26 protein-coding genes and 13 tRNA genes are annotated in these 21,518 nt (G+C 41.1%); 4 read left to right on the forward strand and 35 right to left on the reverse strand.

Annotated features, from left to right (window positions below; translation table 11 throughout):
* Positions 1–28 precede the first annotated feature (28 nt).
* The 34 genes from M0R80_02675 to M0R80_02840 all read right to left on the reverse strand — a co-directional run bounded on the left by M0R80_02675 (position 29) and on the right by M0R80_02840 (position 16,151).
* Positions 29–104: transfer RNA gene (locus M0R80_02675), tRNA-Leu, on the reverse strand.
* 5 nt (positions 105–109) lie between these two features.
* Positions 110–183 (reverse strand) — tRNA-Leu (locus M0R80_02680).
* Positions 184–185: 2 nt separating this feature from the next.
* Positions 186–503, reverse strand: coding sequence for a nucleotidyltransferase domain-containing protein (locus M0R80_02685; protein MCK9458530.1), 318 nt, complete (start codon positions 501–503; stop codon positions 186–188).
* Complete coding sequence (locus M0R80_02690; protein MCK9458531.1) at positions 500–778, reverse strand: hypothetical protein; 279 nt, start codon at positions 776–778, stop codon at positions 500–502. The genes M0R80_02685 and M0R80_02690 overlap by 4 nt, the downstream gene beginning before the upstream one ends.
* A gap of 12 nt (positions 779–790) precedes the next feature.
* Positions 791–876 (reverse strand) — tRNA-OTHER (locus M0R80_02695).
* 5 nt (positions 877–881) lie between these two features.
* Positions 882–955: transfer RNA gene (locus tag M0R80_02700), tRNA-Leu, on the reverse strand.
* Between the two features lie 5 nt (positions 956–960).
* Positions 961–1,034: transfer RNA gene (locus tag M0R80_02705), tRNA-Leu, on the reverse strand.
* A 6-nt stretch (positions 1,035–1,040) separates the two neighbouring features.
* On the reverse strand, positions 1,041–1,736 hold the full coding sequence (locus M0R80_02710) for a hypothetical protein (protein MCK9458532.1): 696 nt from the start codon (positions 1,734–1,736) through the stop codon (positions 1,041–1,043).
* A gap of 14 nt (positions 1,737–1,750) precedes the next feature.
* The gene (locus M0R80_02715) at positions 1,751–1,960 is read right to left on the reverse strand and encodes a hypothetical protein (protein ID MCK9458533.1); all 210 of its coding nucleotides are present in this window, start codon (positions 1,958–1,960) and stop codon (positions 1,751–1,753) included.
* A gap of 13 nt (positions 1,961–1,973) precedes the next feature.
* Positions 1,974–2,048: transfer RNA gene (locus tag M0R80_02720), tRNA-Leu, on the reverse strand.
* Positions 2,049–2,232: 184 nt separating this feature from the next.
* A tRNA-Leu gene (locus M0R80_02725) sits at positions 2,233–2,306 on the reverse strand.
* Positions 2,307–2,395: 89 nt separating this feature from the next.
* Positions 2,396–2,478 (reverse strand) — tRNA-Leu (locus tag M0R80_02730).
* 5 nt (positions 2,479–2,483) lie between these two features.
* A tRNA-Phe gene (locus M0R80_02735) sits at positions 2,484–2,555 on the reverse strand.
* 5 nt (positions 2,556–2,560) lie between these two features.
* Positions 2,561–2,633: transfer RNA gene (locus M0R80_02740), tRNA-Phe, on the reverse strand.
* Entirely contained in the window at positions 2,629–3,084 is a 456-nt protein-coding gene (locus M0R80_02745; GenBank protein MCK9458534.1) for an HNH endonuclease, read from the reverse strand. The genes M0R80_02740 and M0R80_02745 overlap by 5 nt, the downstream gene beginning before the upstream one ends.
* Positions 3,085–3,414: 330 nt before the next feature.
* Positions 3,415–3,496, reverse strand: a tRNA-Tyr gene (locus M0R80_02750).
* A gap of 2 nt (positions 3,497–3,498) precedes the next feature.
* Positions 3,499–3,861, reverse strand: coding sequence for a hypothetical protein (locus M0R80_02755; GenBank protein ID MCK9458535.1), 363 nt, complete (start codon positions 3,859–3,861; stop codon positions 3,499–3,501).
* A complete protein-coding gene (locus M0R80_02760; protein MCK9458536.1) occupies positions 3,858–4,172 on the reverse strand; it encodes a hypothetical protein in 315 nt (104 codons plus the stop codon). Before M0R80_02760 ends, M0R80_02755 begins: the two co-directional genes overlap by 4 nt.
* A 3-nt stretch (positions 4,173–4,175) precedes the next feature.
* Positions 4,176–4,493 carry a hypothetical protein gene (locus M0R80_02765; protein MCK9458537.1) on the reverse strand — a complete coding sequence of 106 codons (318 nt, stop codon included), beginning with the start codon at positions 4,491–4,493 and terminating at the stop codon, positions 4,176–4,178.
* 14 nt (positions 4,494–4,507) lie between these two features.
* Positions 4,508–4,596, reverse strand: a tRNA-Ser gene (locus M0R80_02770).
* A 35-nt stretch (positions 4,597–4,631) separates the two neighbouring features.
* Positions 4,632–4,715, reverse strand: a tRNA-Leu gene (locus tag M0R80_02775).
* A 26-nt stretch (positions 4,716–4,741) separates the two neighbouring features.
* Complete coding sequence (locus tag M0R80_02780; protein ID MCK9458538.1) at positions 4,742–5,212, reverse strand: hypothetical protein; 471 nt, start codon at positions 5,210–5,212, stop codon at positions 4,742–4,744.
* 1,243 nt (positions 5,213–6,455) lie between these two features.
* Complete coding sequence (locus M0R80_02785) at positions 6,456–7,202, reverse strand: hypothetical protein (GenBank protein ID MCK9458539.1); 747 nt, start codon at positions 7,200–7,202, stop codon at positions 6,456–6,458.
* 156 nt (positions 7,203–7,358) lie between these two features.
* Positions 7,359–7,913 carry a hypothetical protein gene (locus tag M0R80_02790; protein MCK9458540.1) on the reverse strand — a complete coding sequence of 185 codons (555 nt, stop codon included), beginning with the start codon at positions 7,911–7,913 and terminating at the stop codon, positions 7,359–7,361.
* Complete coding sequence (locus tag M0R80_02795) at positions 7,910–8,317, reverse strand: hypothetical protein (GenBank protein MCK9458541.1); 408 nt, start codon at positions 8,315–8,317, stop codon at positions 7,910–7,912. The genes M0R80_02790 and M0R80_02795 overlap by 4 nt, the downstream gene beginning before the upstream one ends.
* Positions 8,314–8,895 carry a hypothetical protein gene (locus tag M0R80_02800; protein MCK9458542.1) on the reverse strand — a complete coding sequence of 194 codons (582 nt, stop codon included), beginning with the start codon at positions 8,893–8,895 and terminating at the stop codon, positions 8,314–8,316. The genes M0R80_02795 and M0R80_02800 overlap by 4 nt, the downstream gene beginning before the upstream one ends.
* 58 nt (positions 8,896–8,953) lie before the next feature.
* Positions 8,954–9,892, reverse strand: coding sequence for an HAD-IIIA family hydrolase (locus M0R80_02805; GenBank protein ID MCK9458543.1), 939 nt, complete (start codon positions 9,890–9,892; stop codon positions 8,954–8,956).
* A gap of 164 nt (positions 9,893–10,056) precedes the next feature.
* Complete coding sequence (locus M0R80_02810) at positions 10,057–10,284, reverse strand: hypothetical protein (GenBank protein MCK9458544.1); 228 nt, start codon at positions 10,282–10,284, stop codon at positions 10,057–10,059.
* Positions 10,285–10,962, reverse strand: a complete 678-nt coding sequence (locus tag M0R80_02815) for a hypothetical protein (GenBank protein ID MCK9458545.1) — start codon at positions 10,960–10,962, stop codon at positions 10,285–10,287. It abuts the gene before it with no gap.
* 295 nt (positions 10,963–11,257) lie between these two features.
* On the reverse strand, positions 11,258–12,100 hold the full coding sequence (locus tag M0R80_02820) for a VWA domain-containing protein (GenBank protein ID MCK9458546.1): 843 nt from the start codon (positions 12,098–12,100) through the stop codon (positions 11,258–11,260).
* 74 nt (positions 12,101–12,174) lie between these two features.
* Positions 12,175–13,218 (reverse strand): hypothetical protein, encoded by a 1,044-nt coding sequence (locus M0R80_02825; protein MCK9458547.1) that lies wholly within the window; start codon positions 13,216–13,218, stop codon positions 12,175–12,177.
* 150 nt (positions 13,219–13,368) lie between these two features.
* Positions 13,369–14,385, reverse strand: coding sequence for a beta-galactosidase (locus M0R80_02830; protein MCK9458548.1), 1,017 nt, complete (start codon positions 14,383–14,385; stop codon positions 13,369–13,371).
* 5 nt (positions 14,386–14,390) lie between these two features.
* Entirely contained in the window at positions 14,391–15,128 is a 738-nt protein-coding gene (locus tag M0R80_02835; GenBank protein ID MCK9458549.1) for a glutamate--tRNA ligase family protein, read from the reverse strand.
* Between the two features lie 3 nt (positions 15,129–15,131).
* Positions 15,132–16,151 carry a beta-galactosidase gene (locus M0R80_02840; protein ID MCK9458550.1) on the reverse strand — a complete coding sequence of 340 codons (1,020 nt, stop codon included), beginning with the start codon at positions 16,149–16,151 and terminating at the stop codon, positions 15,132–15,134.
* 34 nt (positions 16,152–16,185) lie between these two features.
* Here M0R80_02840 and M0R80_02845 point away from each other — a divergent pair, with 34 nt between their 5' ends.
* The gene (locus M0R80_02845) at positions 16,186–16,794 is read left to right on the forward strand and encodes a hypothetical protein (GenBank protein MCK9458551.1); all 609 of its coding nucleotides are present in this window, start codon (positions 16,186–16,188) and stop codon (positions 16,792–16,794) included.
* Here M0R80_02845 and M0R80_02850 read toward each other — a convergent pair.
* Positions 16,791–17,720, reverse strand: a complete 930-nt coding sequence (locus M0R80_02850) for a hypothetical protein (GenBank protein MCK9458552.1) — start codon at positions 17,718–17,720, stop codon at positions 16,791–16,793. The two genes, M0R80_02845 and M0R80_02850, sit on opposite strands and share 4 nt — an antisense overlap.
* Before the next feature lie 59 nt (positions 17,721–17,779).
* Between M0R80_02850 and M0R80_02855 the strand changes: the two genes are divergently transcribed.
* From M0R80_02855 to M0R80_02865, 3 genes are all read left to right on the forward strand, one after another.
* Positions 17,780–18,184, forward strand: a complete 405-nt coding sequence (locus M0R80_02855) for a hypothetical protein (protein ID MCK9458553.1) — start codon at positions 17,780–17,782, stop codon at positions 18,182–18,184.
* A 225-nt stretch (positions 18,185–18,409) separates the two neighbouring features.
* A complete protein-coding gene (locus M0R80_02860; GenBank protein MCK9458554.1) occupies positions 18,410–19,498 on the forward strand; it encodes a metallophosphoesterase in 1,089 nt (362 codons plus the stop codon).
* Positions 19,495–21,513, forward strand: coding sequence for an AAA family ATPase (locus tag M0R80_02865; GenBank protein ID MCK9458555.1), 2,019 nt, complete (start codon positions 19,495–19,497; stop codon positions 21,511–21,513). Before M0R80_02860 ends, M0R80_02865 begins: the two co-directional genes overlap by 4 nt.
* The last annotated feature ends 5 nt before the right edge of the window (positions 21,514–21,518 follow it).

Consider the following 21,518-nt stretch of genomic DNA (forward strand, 5'->3'; position numbering starts at 1 on the left):
TTCCTTGTGTTTGTATCATCTTGCAGAGTAGCACCAGGGGGATTCGAACCCACCACTACCCAGTGTTTAAAACTGGTGACTTCTGCCAATTGGTCTATGGTGCCATGAGTAGCGAGGAGGGGATTCGAACCCCTACTGTCTGGTTCCTAAGACCAGTGCCGCTGCCAATTGGGCTACCTCGCCATTTATGATTGTTCTATATCCTGAACATCAACTCTTTTCCTAAGTTCTTTGAAAATTTCGTGTGCAGCTTCTTTTCCAGTTGTTGCAGCATCAAGCTTCTTTATCAATTCTGTTGTGCCTAATTTCCACACAGCATATTCTTCATCGGTTTCACAGAGTATTAAATTCAGTTTACCAAACCGAACTACAGTCGAATGAGGATTGTCAGACAACCTTCGTAACGATTGTGCTGTTCCTGTGTTGACTCGGATAACAAGGTCTACATCTGAGTTTGCGTTTGGCTTGCCGTAAGCTCTACTGCCCGTAATAAATGCGTTCATTTTTTTACCTTGTCATCGTTCACTGGCCAATGCTTTCTGCCTTCTGAAACATGCTCTAATGCTTCTCGGATTATTTCAGGTGATTCCTCAATCTCAACAAAAGCCCACCCTGGCGGGCAATTGCCTACATTTTTCTTGGGAGATACCATCACCCCCAAGTGTTCGCCACAAGTTGCTAGCCCGCCACCAATCGATTTGAGAAATTCCGCATAACTGAGATTATCTGGAACTTCCAAATCATTCCCATGTTCATCCTTGCGACCAATGACTTTCATTTTTTCTCCAAGCGGAAACGGAGGGAGTCGAACCCCCAAGGCTTTTTACACTCATCTGTTTTCAGAACAGGTTTCGTCACCAATCGATTTGCGTTTCCGAAAGTAGCACCAGAAGGATTCGAACCTTCACTGAACAGTGTTTGAAACTGTTGCCGCTGCCAATTGGGCTATGGTGCCATAAGTAGCATCGGTGGGATTCGAACCCACAACCTCTACATTTTGAGTGTAGCGACTCTGCCAGTTGGTCTACGATGCCAAAATATCAAACAACCCCTAGTTGTGTCAGGATTGTCGCATGTTGCTCAGTCATGGTTGTCAGTTGTGTATTGAGGGATGCAAGTGATGCTTCCAAATCCGACTTCTCTGCCAGTATTACAGCATGCTGTTCTGTCAAGACTGCTAATTGTGCATTTAAAGATTCAAGAGATGCTTCCAAATCTGCTTTTTCTATCAACAGTTCTTCCGCTGGTGTTTCTCCACTTGCATCAATGCCCGCATTTACAACCACCAGTCTTTCAGTCTTTGTTAGTATGTCAGCATTTATCAGGTCAATAGATGCTCCACTTGCATCAACGCTCGCACTTACAACTGCCAGTCTTTCAGTATTTGTTTGTATGCCAGGATTTATCGCATTTATTGCGGCAACAAGTTGTCGCAATTGATATTCTAATGAAAACAGTAATGCCATGCCCCCAACAACTTGAGCAGCTAAAGGGTGAGTATAAACCAATTCCCAAATATTATCAAAAAATTCAACTTTGTCCTGATCTGCACCCGGATATAGTTGTTTTGTGGTGTAATTGTAGGGTCTAAAAACAATTGTCAATGGTTGTTTTGTAGCATCAACGTTTATCGTTTGCACGTTAAATGCCACAATATAAAGCTCGTTATACACAGCCTCAACAGTGGCAGGAACTATTAGTGGGCTTGGATTAGGAATCAGAGGTAAATCAGCCATATTTTTTCCTTTGTTTAATTCAAATGTACTGTACCACGACCTTTGGTGGTTCTTACGATTTTTGTTATACCATCTTTTTCAACTTTTACAATACGAAGTGGATCACTTGGATACAAAGAGTCAAATGCGTCTACATAACCATCGCAATAAGCTCTTGTTTTATGCTCTATAAAAGATACTTTACGCCATCCAAGATCGCCACTGTTTCTCTCTACGTAATACATTTTTTTCTCCAAGTGCCACGAGCGAGATTCGAACTCGCACTGTCTAGTATCTCGGACTAGCGACTCCTACCAATTGGTCTACCGTGGCGTACATCACATATAATGATCTTGATCTTTTTCTCGCCAATATTCATCCTCTTTTTGCCGATACTCAGCATACTCTGCGTTTGTATAGTATTGATACGATCCACAGGCACACGGATTACAATTACATATTCTGCATACTGCTGCATTATCTATATCATTCATTATTATTTCTCGGGTGTGTAAAGTAGCGAGGAGGGGATTCGAACCCCTACTGGATAGTTCCTGAAACTATTGCCGCTGCCAATTGGGCTACCTCGCCATAAAGTGGCTGTGGCGGGTCTCGAAGCCGCAAAACATCACAAAGTTCTGGACTTTGCCGCTTTTCCGATTTGCGTACACAGCCATAAGTGCCCAAGGAGGGACTTGAACCCTCAAGAGATTTCTCTCGCCAGATTTTGAGTCTGGTGCGGTTGCCATTTCGCCACCTGGGCATAAGTGGAGCAGGTGGGTATCGCACCCACGTCTACAGCTTTTCAGACTGTCACTAATCTACCTCAGTTACTGCTCCATAAGTGGTAGGGGTCGGAGTCGAACCGACACTTCCACGTTTTCAGCGTGGCACTCAGACCAGCTAAGTTACCCTACCTCATTCCATCATGTATTTCTCTATGACAATTACTACAAACAAGCACACATTTTTTTACTTCTTCGATAAGTTTGTCCCAACGTGCTAACATTCCTTTGCTGGAAAATCCAAAACTTTTTTCTTGTTTTTCATCCATGTTTTTGTGATGAAACTCAAGAGCCTTCATACAACGATTATACCCACATTCTGAACAAGCACCGCCACACATTTTGACTAATTCAATCTTTCTGTTCTTTCTGGCTTTTCTTTGCCATTTTTTATATTTTTCATTATCACGCTTTCTTTTTTCTTCAGTTGTTAGCGGGATATGTTGAATTTCTAGTTTTTTTGTGTTGCCACAACCAAAAGGCGAACATTCAAGGCAATATTTGCGATTGTGCAGGTTTCTTATTTTTCCATCTATTTTAAGTTTTGATGGGAACTTTTTTTTACATAATTTACATAATGGCATAGTTTTTCTCCTATGCTATTATGTAGTAAAGTAGTATCAAAAAATCCAACTTTTTTAGGCTACTTTTTCCTCAGTGGGAAGTGACGGAATCGAACCGCTCAAAGTCATACCACCCCAAATTCTTTAACGACTAACAGATTTACAGTCTGCCTTGGGGAACACCTCCCATTTTGGTTCTCAGTGTGTTATTACACCAAAGGCAAGAGCGACAATACACACTCTTTGCGACACCCAGTATTGTTCTTTCCAGGTGATTGCTTTTCGCCACGCAGCTAACGCTACCACTCTTTAAATGCTGGACACTCCTAATCCCACATCCTGAGAACCAAGTGTGCCGAGCCGGAATTGAACCGACAAGTCCCGAAGGAGTCTCGTTTACAGCGAGGTGGGCCTGCCAATGCCCAATCGACACATTTATTTTTCTTTCAAGTAACCTTTTTCCTGTGCGTGTTTGTCACATAGGGTTTTAACCCAACCATTTTTGTTCGTGTGCCTACATCCTTGTTCACCACAAACTTCGCAAATATGATATGAATCTCTTTCTGCCTGTTCAATTAAATTTAGAACAGAATGAACATCCCCGCCACCAGTGTCAATTGAGTAGTAGAACCTAAGTCCTCCAAATTTTTCTTTTATTTGCAGAACTTTTAAATCCACCTTATTGGCACGAATCGCCGTAAACAATCGATCTACAAGATCATTCCAACCTTCCGCTATGGCAATTTCCACATAGCCTGTTGCTGGGAAAAACTCAGGATATTTTTCCTTGAAATTCATTTCTTTTTACCAAAAATTTTCTTGTGGGCTTGCATGTATTTGTTTGTTCTCTCTGCCCAATCTTTTATGATTGCTTCAATTTTATTTTGTGAAACCCTTGTTCCAATCAACGCATCCGTTCCCTTGTATTGGCCAGCATAACGATGGTGTTTCGTAAGCATATTTGCTAGTTCATCTGCCAAAAGTGTAGCATCATCCAAATCCTCTCTACAACCAGCCGCCTCTATTTTACCATTAGTATGAACCGCATAAGCATAATAAAGTGGCGGGCATTGTTTATCAACATACACTTGTGGGTTCCAACGGGGCATTTTCTATTCCTGTATTTGCTTGATAACCATGAAATGTTGTTTTTTGCCGATTCGAATTATTCCCCATCCTGGCCAAATGAATTTAACCAGCGATTCAGGATCGGTTACTTTTTCGCCATTCCAAGACAAAGAACCTTCTTTAACTTTGCGTCTAACTTCACTGATGCTTGGTAAGGCACCGCCATCAACACAAATCTGTGCTATTTTTCCATCCTGCACTGTTTTAGGACGCATCCACCACCACATGCTGGCAAATGTTTCTTGACAAACAGCCTTGGGCTTGTTTAGTATTTCCCATAATTCATCAAATGTCAACATCATAATTTCTCCAAAAGCGGAAGTGACTAGAATCGAACTAGCACTGGCTTTGACACCAGAACGGTTTAGCAAACCGCCGCAACAAACCAATATTTGCCTCACTTCCGAAGGCGTTTTTCAATTGTCAAAGAACTCTCACAGTGGTCTCGGCGGGAGTCGAACCCGCACGGGCATTACACCCAGGAGATTTTAAGTCTCCATTGTCTACCATTCCAACACGAGACCGTTCATAATATTCCTGCGGCCAAACATTATCCATTTTTTATTTTTGCCCAGTTTACAAACTGTTCAAAGACCCATTGCATGGTGCCTTTGCTCACAAGTTCTGTTTGTTTACCCTCATCAGTTTGCCTAAATTCCTCCACATCTTTTTCCAACCTTTCAAGATAATCTTTTTTCATTCCTTCCAACATCATTGGCAGCACAATTTCATCCATCATCAAGCCACCAGGGCTTTCATCCCATTCGACTTTATCCATTGGAACGCCGATTTTTTCCAAAAAGGCTTCCATATCAAAGTTATCCATCCATGTTTCGCCGCCAATCATTTCATCATTACTGCGAATCGTCCAGGCATCTTCCTCAGCCCAAGACATACCCATTTCTTTTCCAATAATTGCGTGGTCTGCAATCTTGCCTATTTGATCTTCGGACAAATATTTTTTTAGGATAGCGAAGCTTGAGCTTGAGCTATTGGACACAAATGTAGTTCTTATTTTCATATTTCACCTCATGCACACATTATATCATATTTCAGGCAATAAAAAAAGCCCGCTGACGGTTGACCGCCAGCGGGCTTTTTGAAATGATCCTAGATCAGCCCAGGGCGGTCCATACGCTCGTAAATAAATACGAGAGTGACAAGAGACTGCTCAGACTGGAATAGGACTTTTTCATTTGTTCTCAACCTTATATACGCTTCTCGCAACAATTCTGTTCAACATCCCTATTATACTTCAGTTTTTTTGAATTGTAAAGAGGGAAAACAGAAAAATTTCACCCGCCCCCATTTATAGGGGGCAGATGAAATCAGATCGGTATTATTTACCGCAACCGCACCCGCCATCGCAATTGGCTTTACGGTATGGAGGCAAAACAGCCTTTACGGCCTTGCCTGCGACTTTTACAGATTTACGCACTGGTTGAGCCGCAACAACGGCTTTCACCGGACCAGCAACGGCTGCACAAGCTGCCGGGGCACAAGCCTTGACAGGGGCACAAGCTGCTGGAGTATTTTCGCAACAACGTCTTCCCAAAAGCGGTCGCTCCACTCTTACTCGAACGACTCGGACTTTTTGGGTGGCAACAGGAGCACACGCTGCTACTGGGGCACACGCTGCTGGAGCACACGCCTTTGGTGTACAAGTCTTCGGGGTACGTACTTTTTTCACCCGAACAACTTCCTTCACTACCACTCTCTGACAAACCGCTGGGGCACACGCCTTGACGGCTTCACAAGCCTTAGGGGTAACCACCACCGGAGCGACTGGCGTACAAGCTGCTGGGGCACATGCCTTGACAGGCTCACAAGCCCCGCCAGTCCTGACTCTTGATGCCTGTGCAACCGAGCACATAGCAACCAAAGCCACAACACAAACTAAAGCGATAAAACGCTTCATCACACACCTCCTTGGTTAAAGGGTTTCTCAAACAGAAAATCTATTCTAACATACTCTTCTTCTTTTGTCTACCCCGCTTTTCAGATTTTTGACCGACTTTTTGGAATCTTGCGGCATAATCTCTTAGCCCAATTTCCTTAAAAACTGTCAATTTCCACCTTTGTTTACATTCGGGGCACCTACGACGCAACACACAAGCTATCTTATCGAGAGGAATTTGTTTCAATCCCGCTCCACAGCCACAATAAAGTGTGAGACCTTTTCCCTCTTTGAAGGCTTCGGCCAACGTTTCGTTTTGATGTGTGAATGCGTGTTGTAACATAATATATGCTTCCTGAATCAATTTTTAGCGAACGTATGGCGGGTCTTCTGCCACTATCTGAGACTGCGGTTTAGTCTTTTTTTCCGGCTTTGGCGGCACTTGCAGATTTATTTCAATGCCGTGGAAAATCCAATCGGAAATCCAGTTGTAGAAACCAGCAGTCCAACGTTGCAACCTTGCATAGAAGCCCATAATGAAGCCACTGCAAAGCCACCAGAACATGCTGGGAATCCACCAGAACATATCACGGGTAATATCGACTTTGAAATCCCGTGCTCGCAATTTAATGCGTGGAGTATATGTGCGGTCGGATCGATCACCATAGGTGCCATCACAATCACACCATCGATATTTACCACGCATATCGGAGCGATTGCATAAGTATTCCAACCAGTCCCTCATTTTTTCAGGTGGTGGAACCTTCAAATTCGTGTCAAGATGATTCATTTCTAGCCAATTGGCCAACAAATCTTGATATGCATGTTTGCGACTAAAACAACGGATGATCCAGTGAATCGTTGCCCATACTACACCGCAAGCAACAAATTCAAGCACATGCCAGAGCACGTTGTAGGGATGCTCTATGGACCAAGACACCACATCCTTGCCGTTTCCGAAAAAATAAACCAAGGCACAGAAACCGGCCAACAGAATGGTGGCTACAAAGCCTTTTTCCCAATCGACTGCCCACACAATAAAACCAAACACGACGGCAGTCAAAATCCAAAAGATTGGATTAGTGACTATCAATAAAGTCCACACAGCTTCCATTTTCTTACCCTTTCATATTAGACTTCAAGAACCACACAGGTTTCCAACTCAGTATCGACTTCGAGGGTGCAACATTCACCCCATTGAAACCATCTTTTAAGAAGCTCCATTATTTTTTCTTCCTGATCTTCTGGCAATTCCACATGAGCGAGAGCATCAGGGGTTTTCATGTGAATTCTTAGCTTCATTTTTTCTTTCCTTTTCTTTGGCGGCTGCTACTGAAGCATATGCAAATGCTTGATGTACTTCCGCATCCATTGTATTCTCTGGTAGTGCTTCCATTTCGGCATCCCAAGCACCATCAATTTTCATATCTCTTTCCACTGGTTTTTGTGGCTTTTGATTTCTCTTTTTACAACACCACTTCACAATTCCCCATTTTTCATTTTTTATTTTGTAAATGGCGGCAAGATCATCAAACATCAATGGTTCGGAATCTGCACAAGCCCAGGCAAATACATCACTGCAATTTATGTGTATATTAACTAATCCTTCTTTGTTGCCAAACACCAAAAACTGATCTGTGTCCAGAAGCTCCTTTAATGCCACTACTTCATCGCAACACTCTTCTCCACCCACATCAAAAATCGCACTTTCCTCTTTTTCTGACGGATGTTGCGACTCCCAATCATCAAGCATATCCGAGATATTGTGAACAGATTCTCCCGCCGATGTAAGTAGTTCCCGCCATTCTTGCGGTGTGCGGCTCATTTAATCGTGCCTTTTGAAAACAAAGCAGCTTCTTCGTCCATTTCTTGAAGTGCTTGCATCAAACCAAAACATTGAAATTGGTCTTCATAAGCTACATCGGCAGAGACAACTCCTCCACCACTTTCCTGCATATATGAAATAATTTCTTTTTTGTCGTCTTCACTTAATTTAGGTGAAATCACCCCATCTACGGTCAAATCCAATACAAATGAAGCTGCCGAGAAAATTCTACTTGTCATAAGATGTGAATCTTTCTCGAAGTCCACTGTTTTCACATCAAAAAATCCGCATCTTCTATCCAGAGTTTCTGGAGAAATATTTTTTTTGGTTCTGGCATCACGCACCGCATCCACCAGATTTTTTTGCATTTGTTCCCAGCTACCGTAATATTTTAACATTTTCATGATTGTTCCTCGCAGGTCTTTTTGTTTTTATCAACATACCTACTGATTTTATGGAAATTTTTTGCCTCTTTTGCAAGATCGGGCAATTGTTGTTTCTCCATATGTTCTAACACTCGTCGTAGTTCTATTGTTGTTGCATCACTCTTGATGGTGTTCGCACGATGGGATATTACCTGAACATTTCCCTTCACATAACCATATTGTGGATTGATTCTATCTAACGATGGTGAATTTGGCGATGGATGACCTGTGCCTATTATAAGAGGAATTCCTAAGATAGGACATTTCTCTGGGATCACTATGTCTTTGTGAGTTAAATTAAAAGGAATACCTCTTTTTTTTGCCCTGCTTTTTACATTCCATAACATATATGCTATGGGATTTTTTCTGATAGATTCCCTTTTTTTTGCATTTGTCTTTACCCTATCTTTGTTGATGTTTTTTTTCGCTCTTGCGATTTCTTGCTCTCTGTGTGTTTTATAATATTCTTGACACTTCTTGTAGCACTCTCTGCATTTCAATTTTCCGTGAATGAAATCATCTGGGCTTTTGTCTACTTTACATCTGTTGCAAATCATTTTTTCTCCATTGCCGAATACCTATCATTATATAGTATTTCGGCAATGGAAATTTTAATTATTTGAAAAATTCTTCTGGTTTTGCAAATTCCATACCCAATCGGGTGGCAAAAGTTCTGTCGCTGGTAGAATCTCCGACAAAAATGCATTTTTGTGGGTTGAGTTTCCAACTCTCGATTAGTTGCACCCCCATCCCACTCGCTGGCTTTCTGCAATAGCAAGTCGGCGGCACATAATGTGGGCAAATAACCGTTTCAGCAATCACCCCATCCAACAATTTATTGGTGCGTTCAATTGCTGCCAATGCGTTCGCTGCCGTGACCGTTCCTTTTGCGATTCCCGATTGGTTACTGGCAGCCAGCACCATATAACCATCTTTTTTGTATTTTTGCAATACCTCTTTTCGCTTTGGAAGAATCACAACCTCCTCTGGAGAGGTAGGGTATGGCTCGGGACTTCCAGAGGGAGTGGATCGCACCGTATCATCCAAATCACAAATAATCGCCTTACCAGCGTAGGCTGATGAGCGACGAACAAAAGGAATTTTTTTGACACTGGTAAATCCCTCACCAGTGGTCGGTTTTTGCAATTCTTTGCGGTATCGGAAAAACACAGCAATGGGAAACATATTAGGGTCTTTAACATCCTTCAAAGACTCAGGCGTTAAAAATAATTTTCCATAACGCTCCCACATGCGATGCAACGCATTGATAATTGCATCTTCAATACTGGTGCTCATCCATTGACAATGAATATCTGCCCCATGTTTTTTAGCAGCGACAATAAAAGGTGCCCTGCCCAATTCTGTGGCAAATAAATTGTCAATAACGATATTTTGTTTGGCTTGCAAGGCTGCCTCGAAGGCAGGCAACAGGTCTATGACCTTGCCACCGGCTTTGTCCCGATTCAAATAAGTATATCCCTTGTCGGCAAAGCCTTTGGAAACCGTGCTTTTGCCTGATGCTGGACAACCACAAACCAAAACCACTTCTGACATTTATTATTCCTCCGAAAAAATCCAATAGATACAATAAAGCCAGCCCAGCAGGAACGCAATGATAGCCCAAATAATATCTTTATTACGTTTCCAAGACAACAGTGCAGCAATAATGTTGCCAACACCAATATACAACATCGGATTTTCAATGGTAATCGATGGCATCAGTCTACCTTTTTATATTTAACTGCGACTCTTAATTGTTTTCCAATTTCTGTGTGATCTATTGTTTTGTTTTTTGCAACCCACACAACAAATGCGTCTCTTGAATCCAAGCATTTAAATTGAAAAATATCGTGATTTTGAAGGGGGAAAATCATTTCACCTTTCAACGAGGCGGCTTTTTCTCGTATTTTTTCTCGACGTTGTTCGTCAAAATTATGCTTGGCCATTTAGTTGACTGCCTCCAATTCTTTTTGGGCTTGTTCCCTGATGGCAGGCTCAACACAAATATCATAAACAGCGACAAAGCTGGAAAGGGTCTTCCAGTCAAAAGTCTCCTGTCGTTCGTCCGTCAATGTCTTGAAACCTTTTTCTCGACGGCAATGATCGCACACCAAAAATATTTTGTCGCCAAGCATTTGTCCCGCCATCTGAATTAGCTCATACACTCGCTTGGGAACGGTAATTTTTGTGTTTTCTTTATCCCATCTAGCATACCAGAGAACGGTTTCACCCATCAATGACCCGGCAGATTCTTTTATTTCTTCGGGATCAAACATGTTGTGTGAACGACCATGAACAATCTCGAATTTTTTTTGTTCGATCAAAAGCCGAGAGAAAAAGTCATCTTGTTTCATTCCTTGCCGGTGACAAATCCAACAACGGGGCTTGAGAGGTTCTACAGGTGTTGGCTCTGCTGGATACCAATCTTCTCTACGCCAAGTAGCTTTCTTCCACTTTTCTTTTTCTTTTTCTTTGGCAAATTTCTCACCAGCCCGCATATCCTCAGCAGCAGCTTGTGTTTCAGAATGTTTGCGGCATGCCCGTTTGCCATCACCCAAATGCAATGTTTGGCGATGAGTAACCGTTTCACCACAGACCGAACAGACTACGGTTTTTACGGGCATTGTACAACTTCCTTTATTTCAAACACATAATCTTCTGGCGAAATCATTTTAAGTCGTTGAAGAGTCATTTCTAATCTTGCTCTATCTAGCCCAATCACATCCCTTCGTTCGCCACGGGGAAGAAAATACTCCAAATAATCCTTCAACAGAAGGGTTGTTGGGCCACTTTTCGCTGGATATGTGCAGACAATTTCGTAAAGCATTAGCCTCATTATACTTCAGAAATGAAGGATGTAAACTCCAAAAAATAAGGGGAATTGGGCTTTACGCACAATTCCCCTTATATCCCAAGAGTTTACGACTTCCAGGCAGCTTTAGCTCCTGTGCTGAAAACAGCAGCACCACCAGTAGAACACGATACAGCGGGGGTATCGACATCAATGGATTTATCCAAATCTGCGGAATCAGCACTTGCATAATCTGCAAGGCATTCATCCGAATCAGAATACATGTTTTTGCAAGATGAGCCACCGATGCCACGTACCATATTCAACGCAGCAGCATATACTCGTTTACTGCTATTTCTGTGACCTGTTCTTGCACCCTTGACAGTTTTATTGTCCCAAAGAGCCACGTTTGCCATTGGAACATTCAAAGCGGCAGCAGCCTCAGTGAGGTAATGTCGGTCGCAACCCATAAAACTAAATGTCCAGCGACCACTGGCTTCCAATGGCTTCATGAGTTCATCCAACGGAAGTCGAGGATCAGGCTTTTGTCCAGCCTTGATTTGTGCCTCGGTCAGATGTTCCTGCACCCATTTGTAGTGCGATGATTTATTTTCTTGGCCATCGGTGACAATCACAAAAATATAGTTATTGTCAGGATCGTTGTAATTAGTGGTTTCACGGAGTTTTTCGATGGAGTATCCGATGCCATCGAGCATAGCCGTCCAACCATCGGCATTAAAATCTCCTTGTTTGCATTCTTGGAGATCGGAAGCTGGCACTTCCCACAGGTGTTCAAAAACTTCTGTGGCAAAAGTAATCAGGGATACTTTGACTTCTGCGGTGCCTGCTGTTTCTTCTGCCATTTTCTTGAACAAACGAACTTGATCGTTGTAATTATTTACAGCTTCTTCGGCTGTGGACGACATCGACCCTGAGCGGTCGATTACAAAAACGACATGAGTAGTCTTCATTATATTTTTCCTTGTTGGTGAATTGTAAAAAAGCAGGCACCCCGGCAATACACCGGGGGCCTGTGATTACGGATTTAGCCGTTCCAATGACGGGCTCGCACCGCATGTCCCCAAACGCCTGTACCTTGCGGAGTTGGAGAATAATAATTGGCATACGGCACAGGCTGTTGCCAAGCTACCTGTGCCCCTCCATCAAAAGGGTTTGGAGTTTTCCCCTGTGGAGCCGGTTGTCCAAGTGCAATCTGCAAATCGGGCAATTTGTTGTGGCTCTTCAATTCGTCAAACTTCACCTTGGTTGTGCCGTAGCGTTTGCACAATCTATCCCAGGCATCAGGCAACAAAGCCATATCCAAGAAAGAATGAGCATCTTCGATGCGAGTGATTTTAATTTCACCCGCCTGCAAACCGACACGGAGAAATTGACGGACTGCCAGAAGCACACCAGCCCAACTACGATTGGTTTGGTCGCAGGTTCCATCAGGACGGAGGGGACGACCCGGATAGAGCGGATTTTCTTCCGCAAAATTTTCCGGCAGATAGCCGATTGGATAAGCGGGTTTCGTGGTTCCACGCACATCCACAATGGCCCATACTTCTCCCTTGGCTTGTGGACGTGGCGGATATTTCCGCTTGAGTTCATCCACCAAAGAATATGTGGCATCCACATCTACTACTCGACTGCCGGGCTTGTCGAATACAATGCAGGGACTTCTCCCCACAATTCCCTGAAGTCGTTTGCCCACTTCGCTTTCGGGCTCTTCGGGGTCGAAATGTTCTACCAATTGGCGAACAGTCATCTGACGAACTTTTTTCGGACCCACATAACTGGGCTTGTCGGATGTGTCAGCTTCATCCGATTTGTTGCGGAAAATATCGGCAATATCTTTTGCCAATTGTTCCGGTTTCACTGGGCAATCGACAATGAGAGCATTGCCGAGACACATGGAAATTTGTTCCCACTTCAGGGAACCAAGGGCTGCCTCGGTTGTTCCACCAAGAGCCTTAAGAAATGTGGCAAACTTACCAATGTCAACCGTTCCAGGGTTGCCAGTTCCCACAACCTCATTGTGCTTCTCAATAAGCACAACAGCAGCATCAACACGATCCTGATACGACATAAAACACCTCTGCTTTCTTCTATGGTGGTCTTGACAGCGGCACCACCATCTAACCGCTACCCATATTATAGTGTCAGAACATTGATTTGTAAAGTGGATTCCAAAAAAATTTTTTTGGAGCTAAGAAGCCCCACTAATGGGGCATTATGACTAAGACAATATTCTGTTCGCTTCCCTTATGTTGTTAAATATCCAATCTTCCATTTTGGGAAAATTAGTAAAACATACGCCATCCACATCGGCATATACGGAAACAGGGGCACAAATCAAGCCTTCCAACCCCAATTGTTTTGCTTTATGTGCATTTTCTATGACATGTTTTGGACCCTCGGCTCCAGTATACGTGGGGCAAATTTTTGCTTGAGCAGCAGCTATGTTTGTCCACCAATCATTGCCAAAAGCAGAAAAAAGAATTGTTTTTAAACCATCTTTATTTTCTAATATTACATTTTCACACCCAACATTACCAAATACATTATTGTTGGGATCATTATAATAGGGCACATATTGCAACCATTTTTCTTGGTATAAATTTATTCTTTCTTTTGAAATTCTCGAAAGTTCTCCCACAATCCATTCTTCCGATGGTTTGCCAGATTCTTGGCATTTTTGCTGAGCAAAAGAATCAAACCACCAAGGCGAATCATGTATGTTTACCTTTTCCCGGCCATCCGACGACATAAAACAAGTTGCTGGAAATAAATATTCACCACACTGTCCTATTGATGAAATGCAAACAGCATGCTTTAAAACTTCTCGTAGTTTCTTGATATATGTTTGAACATAATTTTCTGCGACTTGGTTCCAATAGCTAAATATCCTCCCAGCCAGCACAAGAATGTGACTGAATGAAATGGAATCTTTAGCATTATACAATTTTGCATAACTGGAAAAATTATTTTTTTCTCCACAACAATTCGACAAATACCAAGATGGATCGTCAGCCCAAAATGGCACTCCAATGGGCGTTTGAATCAATAGTTTTACCCCATGTCTGTTTAACATATCTTCATAAGCCAACCAATCACCAAAATCATAAACACCAGGGGAAGGTTCAGTTTGCCACCACCAATCAAACGCCACAATTGTTTTTGTTCCAGCATCAGCAAATTTCTTTATATCTTCTTCTTGGAAGTTTCGATTATAATCCAAAAGCATAATATCCATGATGCTTAACCTATGGTGGGGCGTTGTTTAATGTTATCATATTTCCAACCATCTTCCATATTGATTAAACATGATTTTGCAAGCATTTCCACAATGTCCTGGGGGGTGTAACCATCATTTCTGCAATCAGCAATTTTGAAGTTGCCTGCTGTTTTACTTACATCTGACAAATCTGTTATGACATTGTTTTTTTGTTGCATCAATTTAGGAAGAAAATACAATGCGGGAATAGGAATGTCTAACAATGTGCAAAAATGACAATACAAACTATATTCAGACAATAAATCCTCGCCACGAATGATTGTATTACATCCTTCCCTGCAATCTTGAACTACTTTGATTGCTGTGAGATAAGGAACATATGGATAAGGTCGATCTATGCTTTTGATATGAAGATGTTCATAGTGAGCAAAATGAGCCGAATCTGGATTCCCATCACCAATATCTGGGTCTATACCTCGCATACCCCGCAAATATGACTCATTTTCTTTTTTTTCTTTGCTTTCATAGGAATATAAATCTGGAACAATGCCCATCCATTCCAAATCTTCTTTGATAAGTTGACAATATTCTTCTATTTTTTCTATTCCAATGTTTTTGATCCAATAGGATTGATCGTCGTCAAACCTTACAATAAATTTACCACCAGTAGATTTGGCAGTATGATAATTTACTAGTATTAAATAAAGATGGCCTAAATGAAGGCGACCATTTGCGGTGGGATTAAACCTTGTAGTTTTCATATTCTATGATAGTAACCATATCTTGTTTGCCTTTTTTACATTATCAAATACCCAATTTTCCAAGTGAACGGAATTGACCAAACCACAATGCATAATATTCATAGTGCCACAAATTAAACCACGAAAGCCCAGATTTTTTGCCTTGTGTGCGTTTTCTACAACATTTTCTGCCCCTTCCGCCCCTGCATATGTGGGACAAATTCTTGCCTGAGCAGTAGCCATGCTTAGCCAATTAGGCATATCGTAGAAGGCCGAAAATAAAATTGTGGTCAAATCTTCTTTGTTTTCTAATATTACATTTTCGCACCCAACATTGCCCCAATTCATAGCTGGTCCGAAACTACCATTGTTATAATAGGGCACATATTGCAACCATTTTTCTTGGTATAAATTTATTCTTTCTTTTGAAATTCTCGAAAGTTCTCCCACAATCCATTCTTCTGCTACTTTGCCAGATTCTTGGCATTTTTGTTGAGCAAAAGAATCAAACCACCAAGGCGTTGGATATACGCATGCCCCCATCATGCCAGCAATTGGAGGAAATAAAAATTCTCCACACTCTCCTATAGAAGGAATACAAGTGGAATATTTTAATGTTTCTCTTATTTTCCTAATATATTTCCTAACATAATCTTCAGCTTCAGGATTCCAGTAACTGAATATCCTTCCGCACAATATAAAAAAATGGCAAAAGGGCATAGGGTCTTTAATATTGTATAATTTTGTCCATTGAGCAAAATCATTTTTTTGGTTATAATAATTTGATAAATACCAAGCAGGATCATTAGCCCAAAATGGAGTTCCCATTGGTGTTTGAATAAGTAGTTTTACCCCATTCCTTTTTAACATATCTTCATAATGCAACCAATCATCAAAATCGTAAACGCCAGGAGAAGGTTCTGTTTTCCACCACCAATCAAAGGCTAAAATCGTATCAACCCCAGAATCAACAAATTTTTTAACATCTTCTTCTTTAAAATTTTTGTTATAATCTAAGACAATTATATTTGAAGTGGAACTCATAAATATTATATAGTCAATTTAAAAGAAATGAATTATGATAAATTTAAATGTAGTAAACGGTGCTGATGCTCTTTTGTTGAAATATGCTCAATTTTTGACAGAAAAAATAAAGGATATTCCTTTAATTGGTGCTGAGCTAGGAATCGCCTATGGAGGTGGAGTAGAAGCAATTGGGAAGATGTGGAAAGATTGCGGCGGCACCATTTATGGTTTAGATACTTTTTCTGGACATCCGAAACAATTATCAAGCTCACCAGACAATTTTGAAGCAACGTGTATGGACGGATGGTATCAAAATTACGGGATAGAGGCCCTAGAATATGACTATCAAAGAAAAACTTTAGATGAGCAAAATTTATCGAATGTAATCCTGATAAAAGGGCTTATCAATTCGCAGAGTTTAGCGAATGTTCCGTATTTGCACTATGCCTTGCTTGATATGGATTTAATTGCTTCTATGACCGTGGGATGGGAGATTGTGCGACCACTTATGAAAAAAGGTGGATATCTTTGCCTTCATGATGTGGTGCCAAGAGGGCATATAACTGGTTTGTGGGAATTATATCAAGAAATATTGGCACAAGGCTACAAAGTAGTTGAAGAAGCTCCCTCTTCATATTTGGCTGTATTAGAGAAAACTTAAAATCCCAATGTCGAAAGTGTCCACTTGTCGCCAAAATATTTTTTTATATACAACCTAAGCTCGGCAGCATCATTTGCTGTTTGCAAGGTTTTCAGTGGCTCATCATTACTGCCACTCGTGAAATCAGGGTATTTCTTGGACTCTTCGCACAACTTGACGGCTCTTGCAATTTGCCACTGCATAAATGCTTTAAAATCAACATCCTTGGAGTCCACCTTGTAAATGAGACAGAGTGCCAAATTGTTAAATTCCATCATAAACTGCACAGTGTCTGCTCTCCGTCCCCAATTCCACTTACCAGTAGCCGCTAAATCTATTCCTGTTTCTGATCCATTAGTGTATGCTACAAATTCATCTATTAAGTAAAGTGGTTCATTATTCCAGCCGCCACCACGCAACATTTTGCTACACAAGGTTTTGCAGACGCCAAGCTTGGGGTCTGGCTTCATCATTGCAACTTTTTTGGACTGCATGTTGATAACGTAGTTCTTGTACATCAATCCACGTAGTGATTTTGGCACTACTTTGGCTATTTCGGACAAGGTGGTACTCGGCTCAGGCAGAACTACAGCTTTGTTGTCAAAACAATAAAATGCATTTATTTTGCCCTGGCTGGAGTACTTCATTCTAACATATGAATTAATTCCGTGGGTATCTTCATGGGCATTGGTGACACGATCAGAATCGCCGTAGGGGTGTCCTTTAGGCAAGTGGCTCTCAAGATCATTCAATTTACCCTCACGATTGGTGACTTGCCTGACTGGGGGATATTCTACCCATTTTGGCGTTATTTCTACTATTGGTTCTGGCTTCGGCGGCACTGGCTCTACATGAATATTGGCTGGTTGCAAATAAAAATATACACCAACACCGCACAGCAATAATACAGCCACAACGACCACAAGAATACCAATTAGTTTATTCATAATTTGCCCCTGTATCTTATTTAGATGGATCAAAATAAATATCAGACATCTATATATTAATGATGAAAACGTTTAAAGATTATGTAATATTGCTTGAGCAAGACCCGATGGGCGGCATGGGTGGTGCCCCTGGTGGAATGCCGGGAATGCCTCCAGGTGGCGGCATGGGTGGTCCACCGGGAATGGACCCAGGAATGGGCGGCGGTATGGGTGGTCCACCACCAATGGGCGGCGGTATGGGTGGTCCACCTGGAATGGACCCAATGGGCGGCGGTATGGGTGGTCCACAACAGCAGCCTCCACCAAGTCAGCCCGCTGCATTGACTGCTAAGCCAAAAACAGTCTGGGAAGCGATGGAATCACTTTTGCAGAAAACTCCAAATCAACCCGTGGTTCAACAACAGCAACAACAGCAAAACCCAAGACCTCAATTGAGTTTCTTAAAAGGCGTGCCAGGAATGTAATGGATAAACCAATAGAAAAATATCCCGTCAACGGCTGTTTAACCATTATAATAACTATCTTTTTAATGTATTTGCTTTTGAGAGCTTGCAATTCATTAACATTTCCTTGGTACTAGGCTTGACTGTTTTTCGGTAATTGTGTATAAATTAGGAGACAGGGACGAACATTCATTTCCATTCATATTCATCATATGTCCCTGTCTTTCTTTTTTATATGAGGTATTTGTGAGTAAAATATTATTGGTTGCCGACGCCCATATCCATCCACACAAAAATTCCGACGAGCGGTTGAAAGACTGCATCAAGGCTCTAGACTGGGTATTTGAAACCGCACATGCCCACAACATAGATAATATCTGTTTTTTGGGAGATTTATTTCATAGTCGCCAAAAAATCGGTGTCAGTGTCTATCAATGGACTTTTGAAGTTTTCAGCAAATGGATGCAAAATAAAAAGAGTTGGCCGAATGTTTATTTGTTGGTTGGCAACCATGATATGGTGCATAAATTCACAACAGACGTTTGCAGCATTAAGCCATTAAATGTTATTGATGGTGTTGTTGTTGTAGACAAACCCGTTGTGCTTCAAATTGACGAACATTCCGTTGCTTTTTTACCTTATACGGAAAATCCTCTTGAATCCTTGGGAATTTTGAAAGATGCTCCCAAGGATTTGTTACTAGGGCACATTGCTTTAGACGGGGCTATTTTAAATTCGCTGCATCAAACACATTCAGAAGTTGTGGTTGAACATGATGGCGACATGACTGTGGTGGATGCTGATGTTTTCAAAGATTGGAAACAAGTGTTTTTAGGACATTATCATGGCGAACAAAAAGTAAGGGCAAATGTTGAATATGTTGGATCGCCACTTCAATTGAGCTTTGGAGAGACCAAACAGGACAAGCATCTAATCATATATGATCTGGACACGCATGAGAAGGAATATGTGATAAATGATTTTAGTCCCAAACATTTTATTATCTCTCAAGAGGATATCGGCAAATTCGATTTGACAAATAATTTTGTAAGAATTATTGTGGATGATATTTCGTCCGCTGAGTTAATAGAATTTCGCAACGATGTACTATCCAAGAATGTTGGCAGTTTAGACATCCGACAAAAACCCAAGAAAGAGGAAGATGGAGAAGCTGTAGATGTGGCCTTGGCAGCAGTATTGCAAAATGACTTGGTAATAGAAAAATACGTGGAATACAAGGATGAATTTGATGAATTAAATGGACTTGATAAAGTCGAATTATTATCAATAGGCAATAAAATTATTGAAACGGCAACTAATCAAATCAATCAATGAAAAACCTAAAATTTAAATATTTCTCAGCTAAAAATTTCGTTTGCTTCGGTCCAGAAGGTATTGAAATTGATCTCACGAAAAAGGGGAATGTTATCCTTGTTCGTGGAGAAAATCTGGATGTTATAGATGAAGAAGAGAAGGAAGGTGACGAGCGAGTTGCTTCTAATGGCATAGGCAAAAGCACCATCCCCGATATTCTTGTCTATGGCCTCTTCGGCAAACCTCTCAAACATCCCTCTAAGATCAAGCATGAGGATGTAATCAATAATCGCATTCGTAAAGATATGCGAATAGAAGTTCGTTGGGATGACTACAGAGTAGTTAGACAACGAAGCCCAAATAAGCTGCGTTTTTGGCAAAGCAGCAATGAAGATTGGAACAAAGATACGGAACTAACTTTGGGCGGCATGCCAGATACACAGAATTTGATTGAGCAACATTTGGGATTAAATTATGAGACATTCCTAAATCTTATGGTATTTGCCGACCAAGGGCATTGCACTTTCTTGGAATGCACCAATCCTCAAAAACGAACGGTTGTTGAGGATTTAATGGCTTTGCAAGTTTTTCGCATTTATTCAGATGTCGCTAAAGAAGAGAAAAACAACTTAAAGAATAAAATAAAGCTACTAGCATCAGAATACGAGCACAGCATATATGAGTTAAAGTCTGCTCGGGAACGTATTGATGAAATTAACCAAGAGGAAAAATCCTGGCGGGATGGCAGAAACAAAGAATTAATTGCTCTTCAAAATGTGCGTTCATCGAAGCAATCACTGTTGGAGTCTTCCGATATCGGAGCAGCATTAGCCAAATACGAAAATGCTCAAAAAACAATCCAAGAGACAAATGATAAAATCGTTGATTTAGATGCAAAAATTGCCGAAATTCGCACACAACTGCCCCAAGTGGAAGAAAAGGTAAACTCAAGGAAACAGGAGCGAGGTCAATTAGATCAACAAATTCTTGTATTGCGAAACAAAATCATTACTGCCAATAATGAAATTAAAAGCAAAGAAAAAATTCTCAAGGTCAAAGATCGCAAAGGGCAAGTTTGCAGCGAATGTTTTAGCGTTGTGGATGAAGCTAATTATTTAACTTTTGTGGACAATGCTCAAAAAAGTGTTGATGAAAATGAAAAATTAATTGCAGAAAACAATGTTGTATTAGAGCAATTGAATAAAGAATTGGCTGAAATCAAAGAAAAGATCACCAAGGGCACCAATCTTATTGCTACTAAGCAAGCTCAAGAAAGACAATTATCCTCTTCGATAGATAATTCCCGAAAAGAAATTCAAAAGCTTACAGCAATTCAAAAACCGACAGCCAACGATCAAGAGCAAGTTTTATTAACCGAGATTACAGAAATCGATAAACAGATTGTTGACAAAACGCAGCAAATAAATGGACCCTCGCCTTATGTAAGTCTGCATACATCTGCGGAGGAAGATGCCAAGAAAAAAGAGACAGAAAGCGAAGTAAAGAAGGCAGAATTACAAAAGGTAGAGTCGCTTTTGCCTTATTACGAATGGTGGGCCGATGGCTTTGGACCAAAAGGCATTCCGAAGTTTGCTATTAACCACATCATTTCTCCGTTAAACACTCAAATTGCACATTGGCTAGAGTTTTTAATCAATGGTAAGATTAAATTGTTGTTTAATAATGAGTTAGAAGAATCTATTGAACGCAATCCATCTGATGGTGATCCTTTTGTGTATTATCAGATGTCAGGAGGAGAAAAAAGACGGCTAAATTTAGCAGTTTCACAGGCGTTTGCTTATATTATGTCGCATAGTTCTAAAGCATCTCCTTCAGTTGTTTTTCTGGATGAAGTTACAACTAATATTGACCCAATGGGCGTTGTTGGTGTATACAATATGATTATAGAATTGGCAAAAGATAAGCAAGTTTTTGTTACAACACACGATCAAGGATTGCAAGAATTGCTGCAAGGTTGTGAGACATTGTATCTTAGGAAAAAGGACGGATTCACAACTGTAATTAATAAAAATTAGTCTAT

The organism is Pseudomonadota bacterium (assembly GCA_023229365.1).
In the GTDB taxonomy this organism is placed as follows: domain Bacteria; phylum Myxococcota_A; class Polyangia; order JAAYKL01; family JAAYKL01; genus JALNZK01.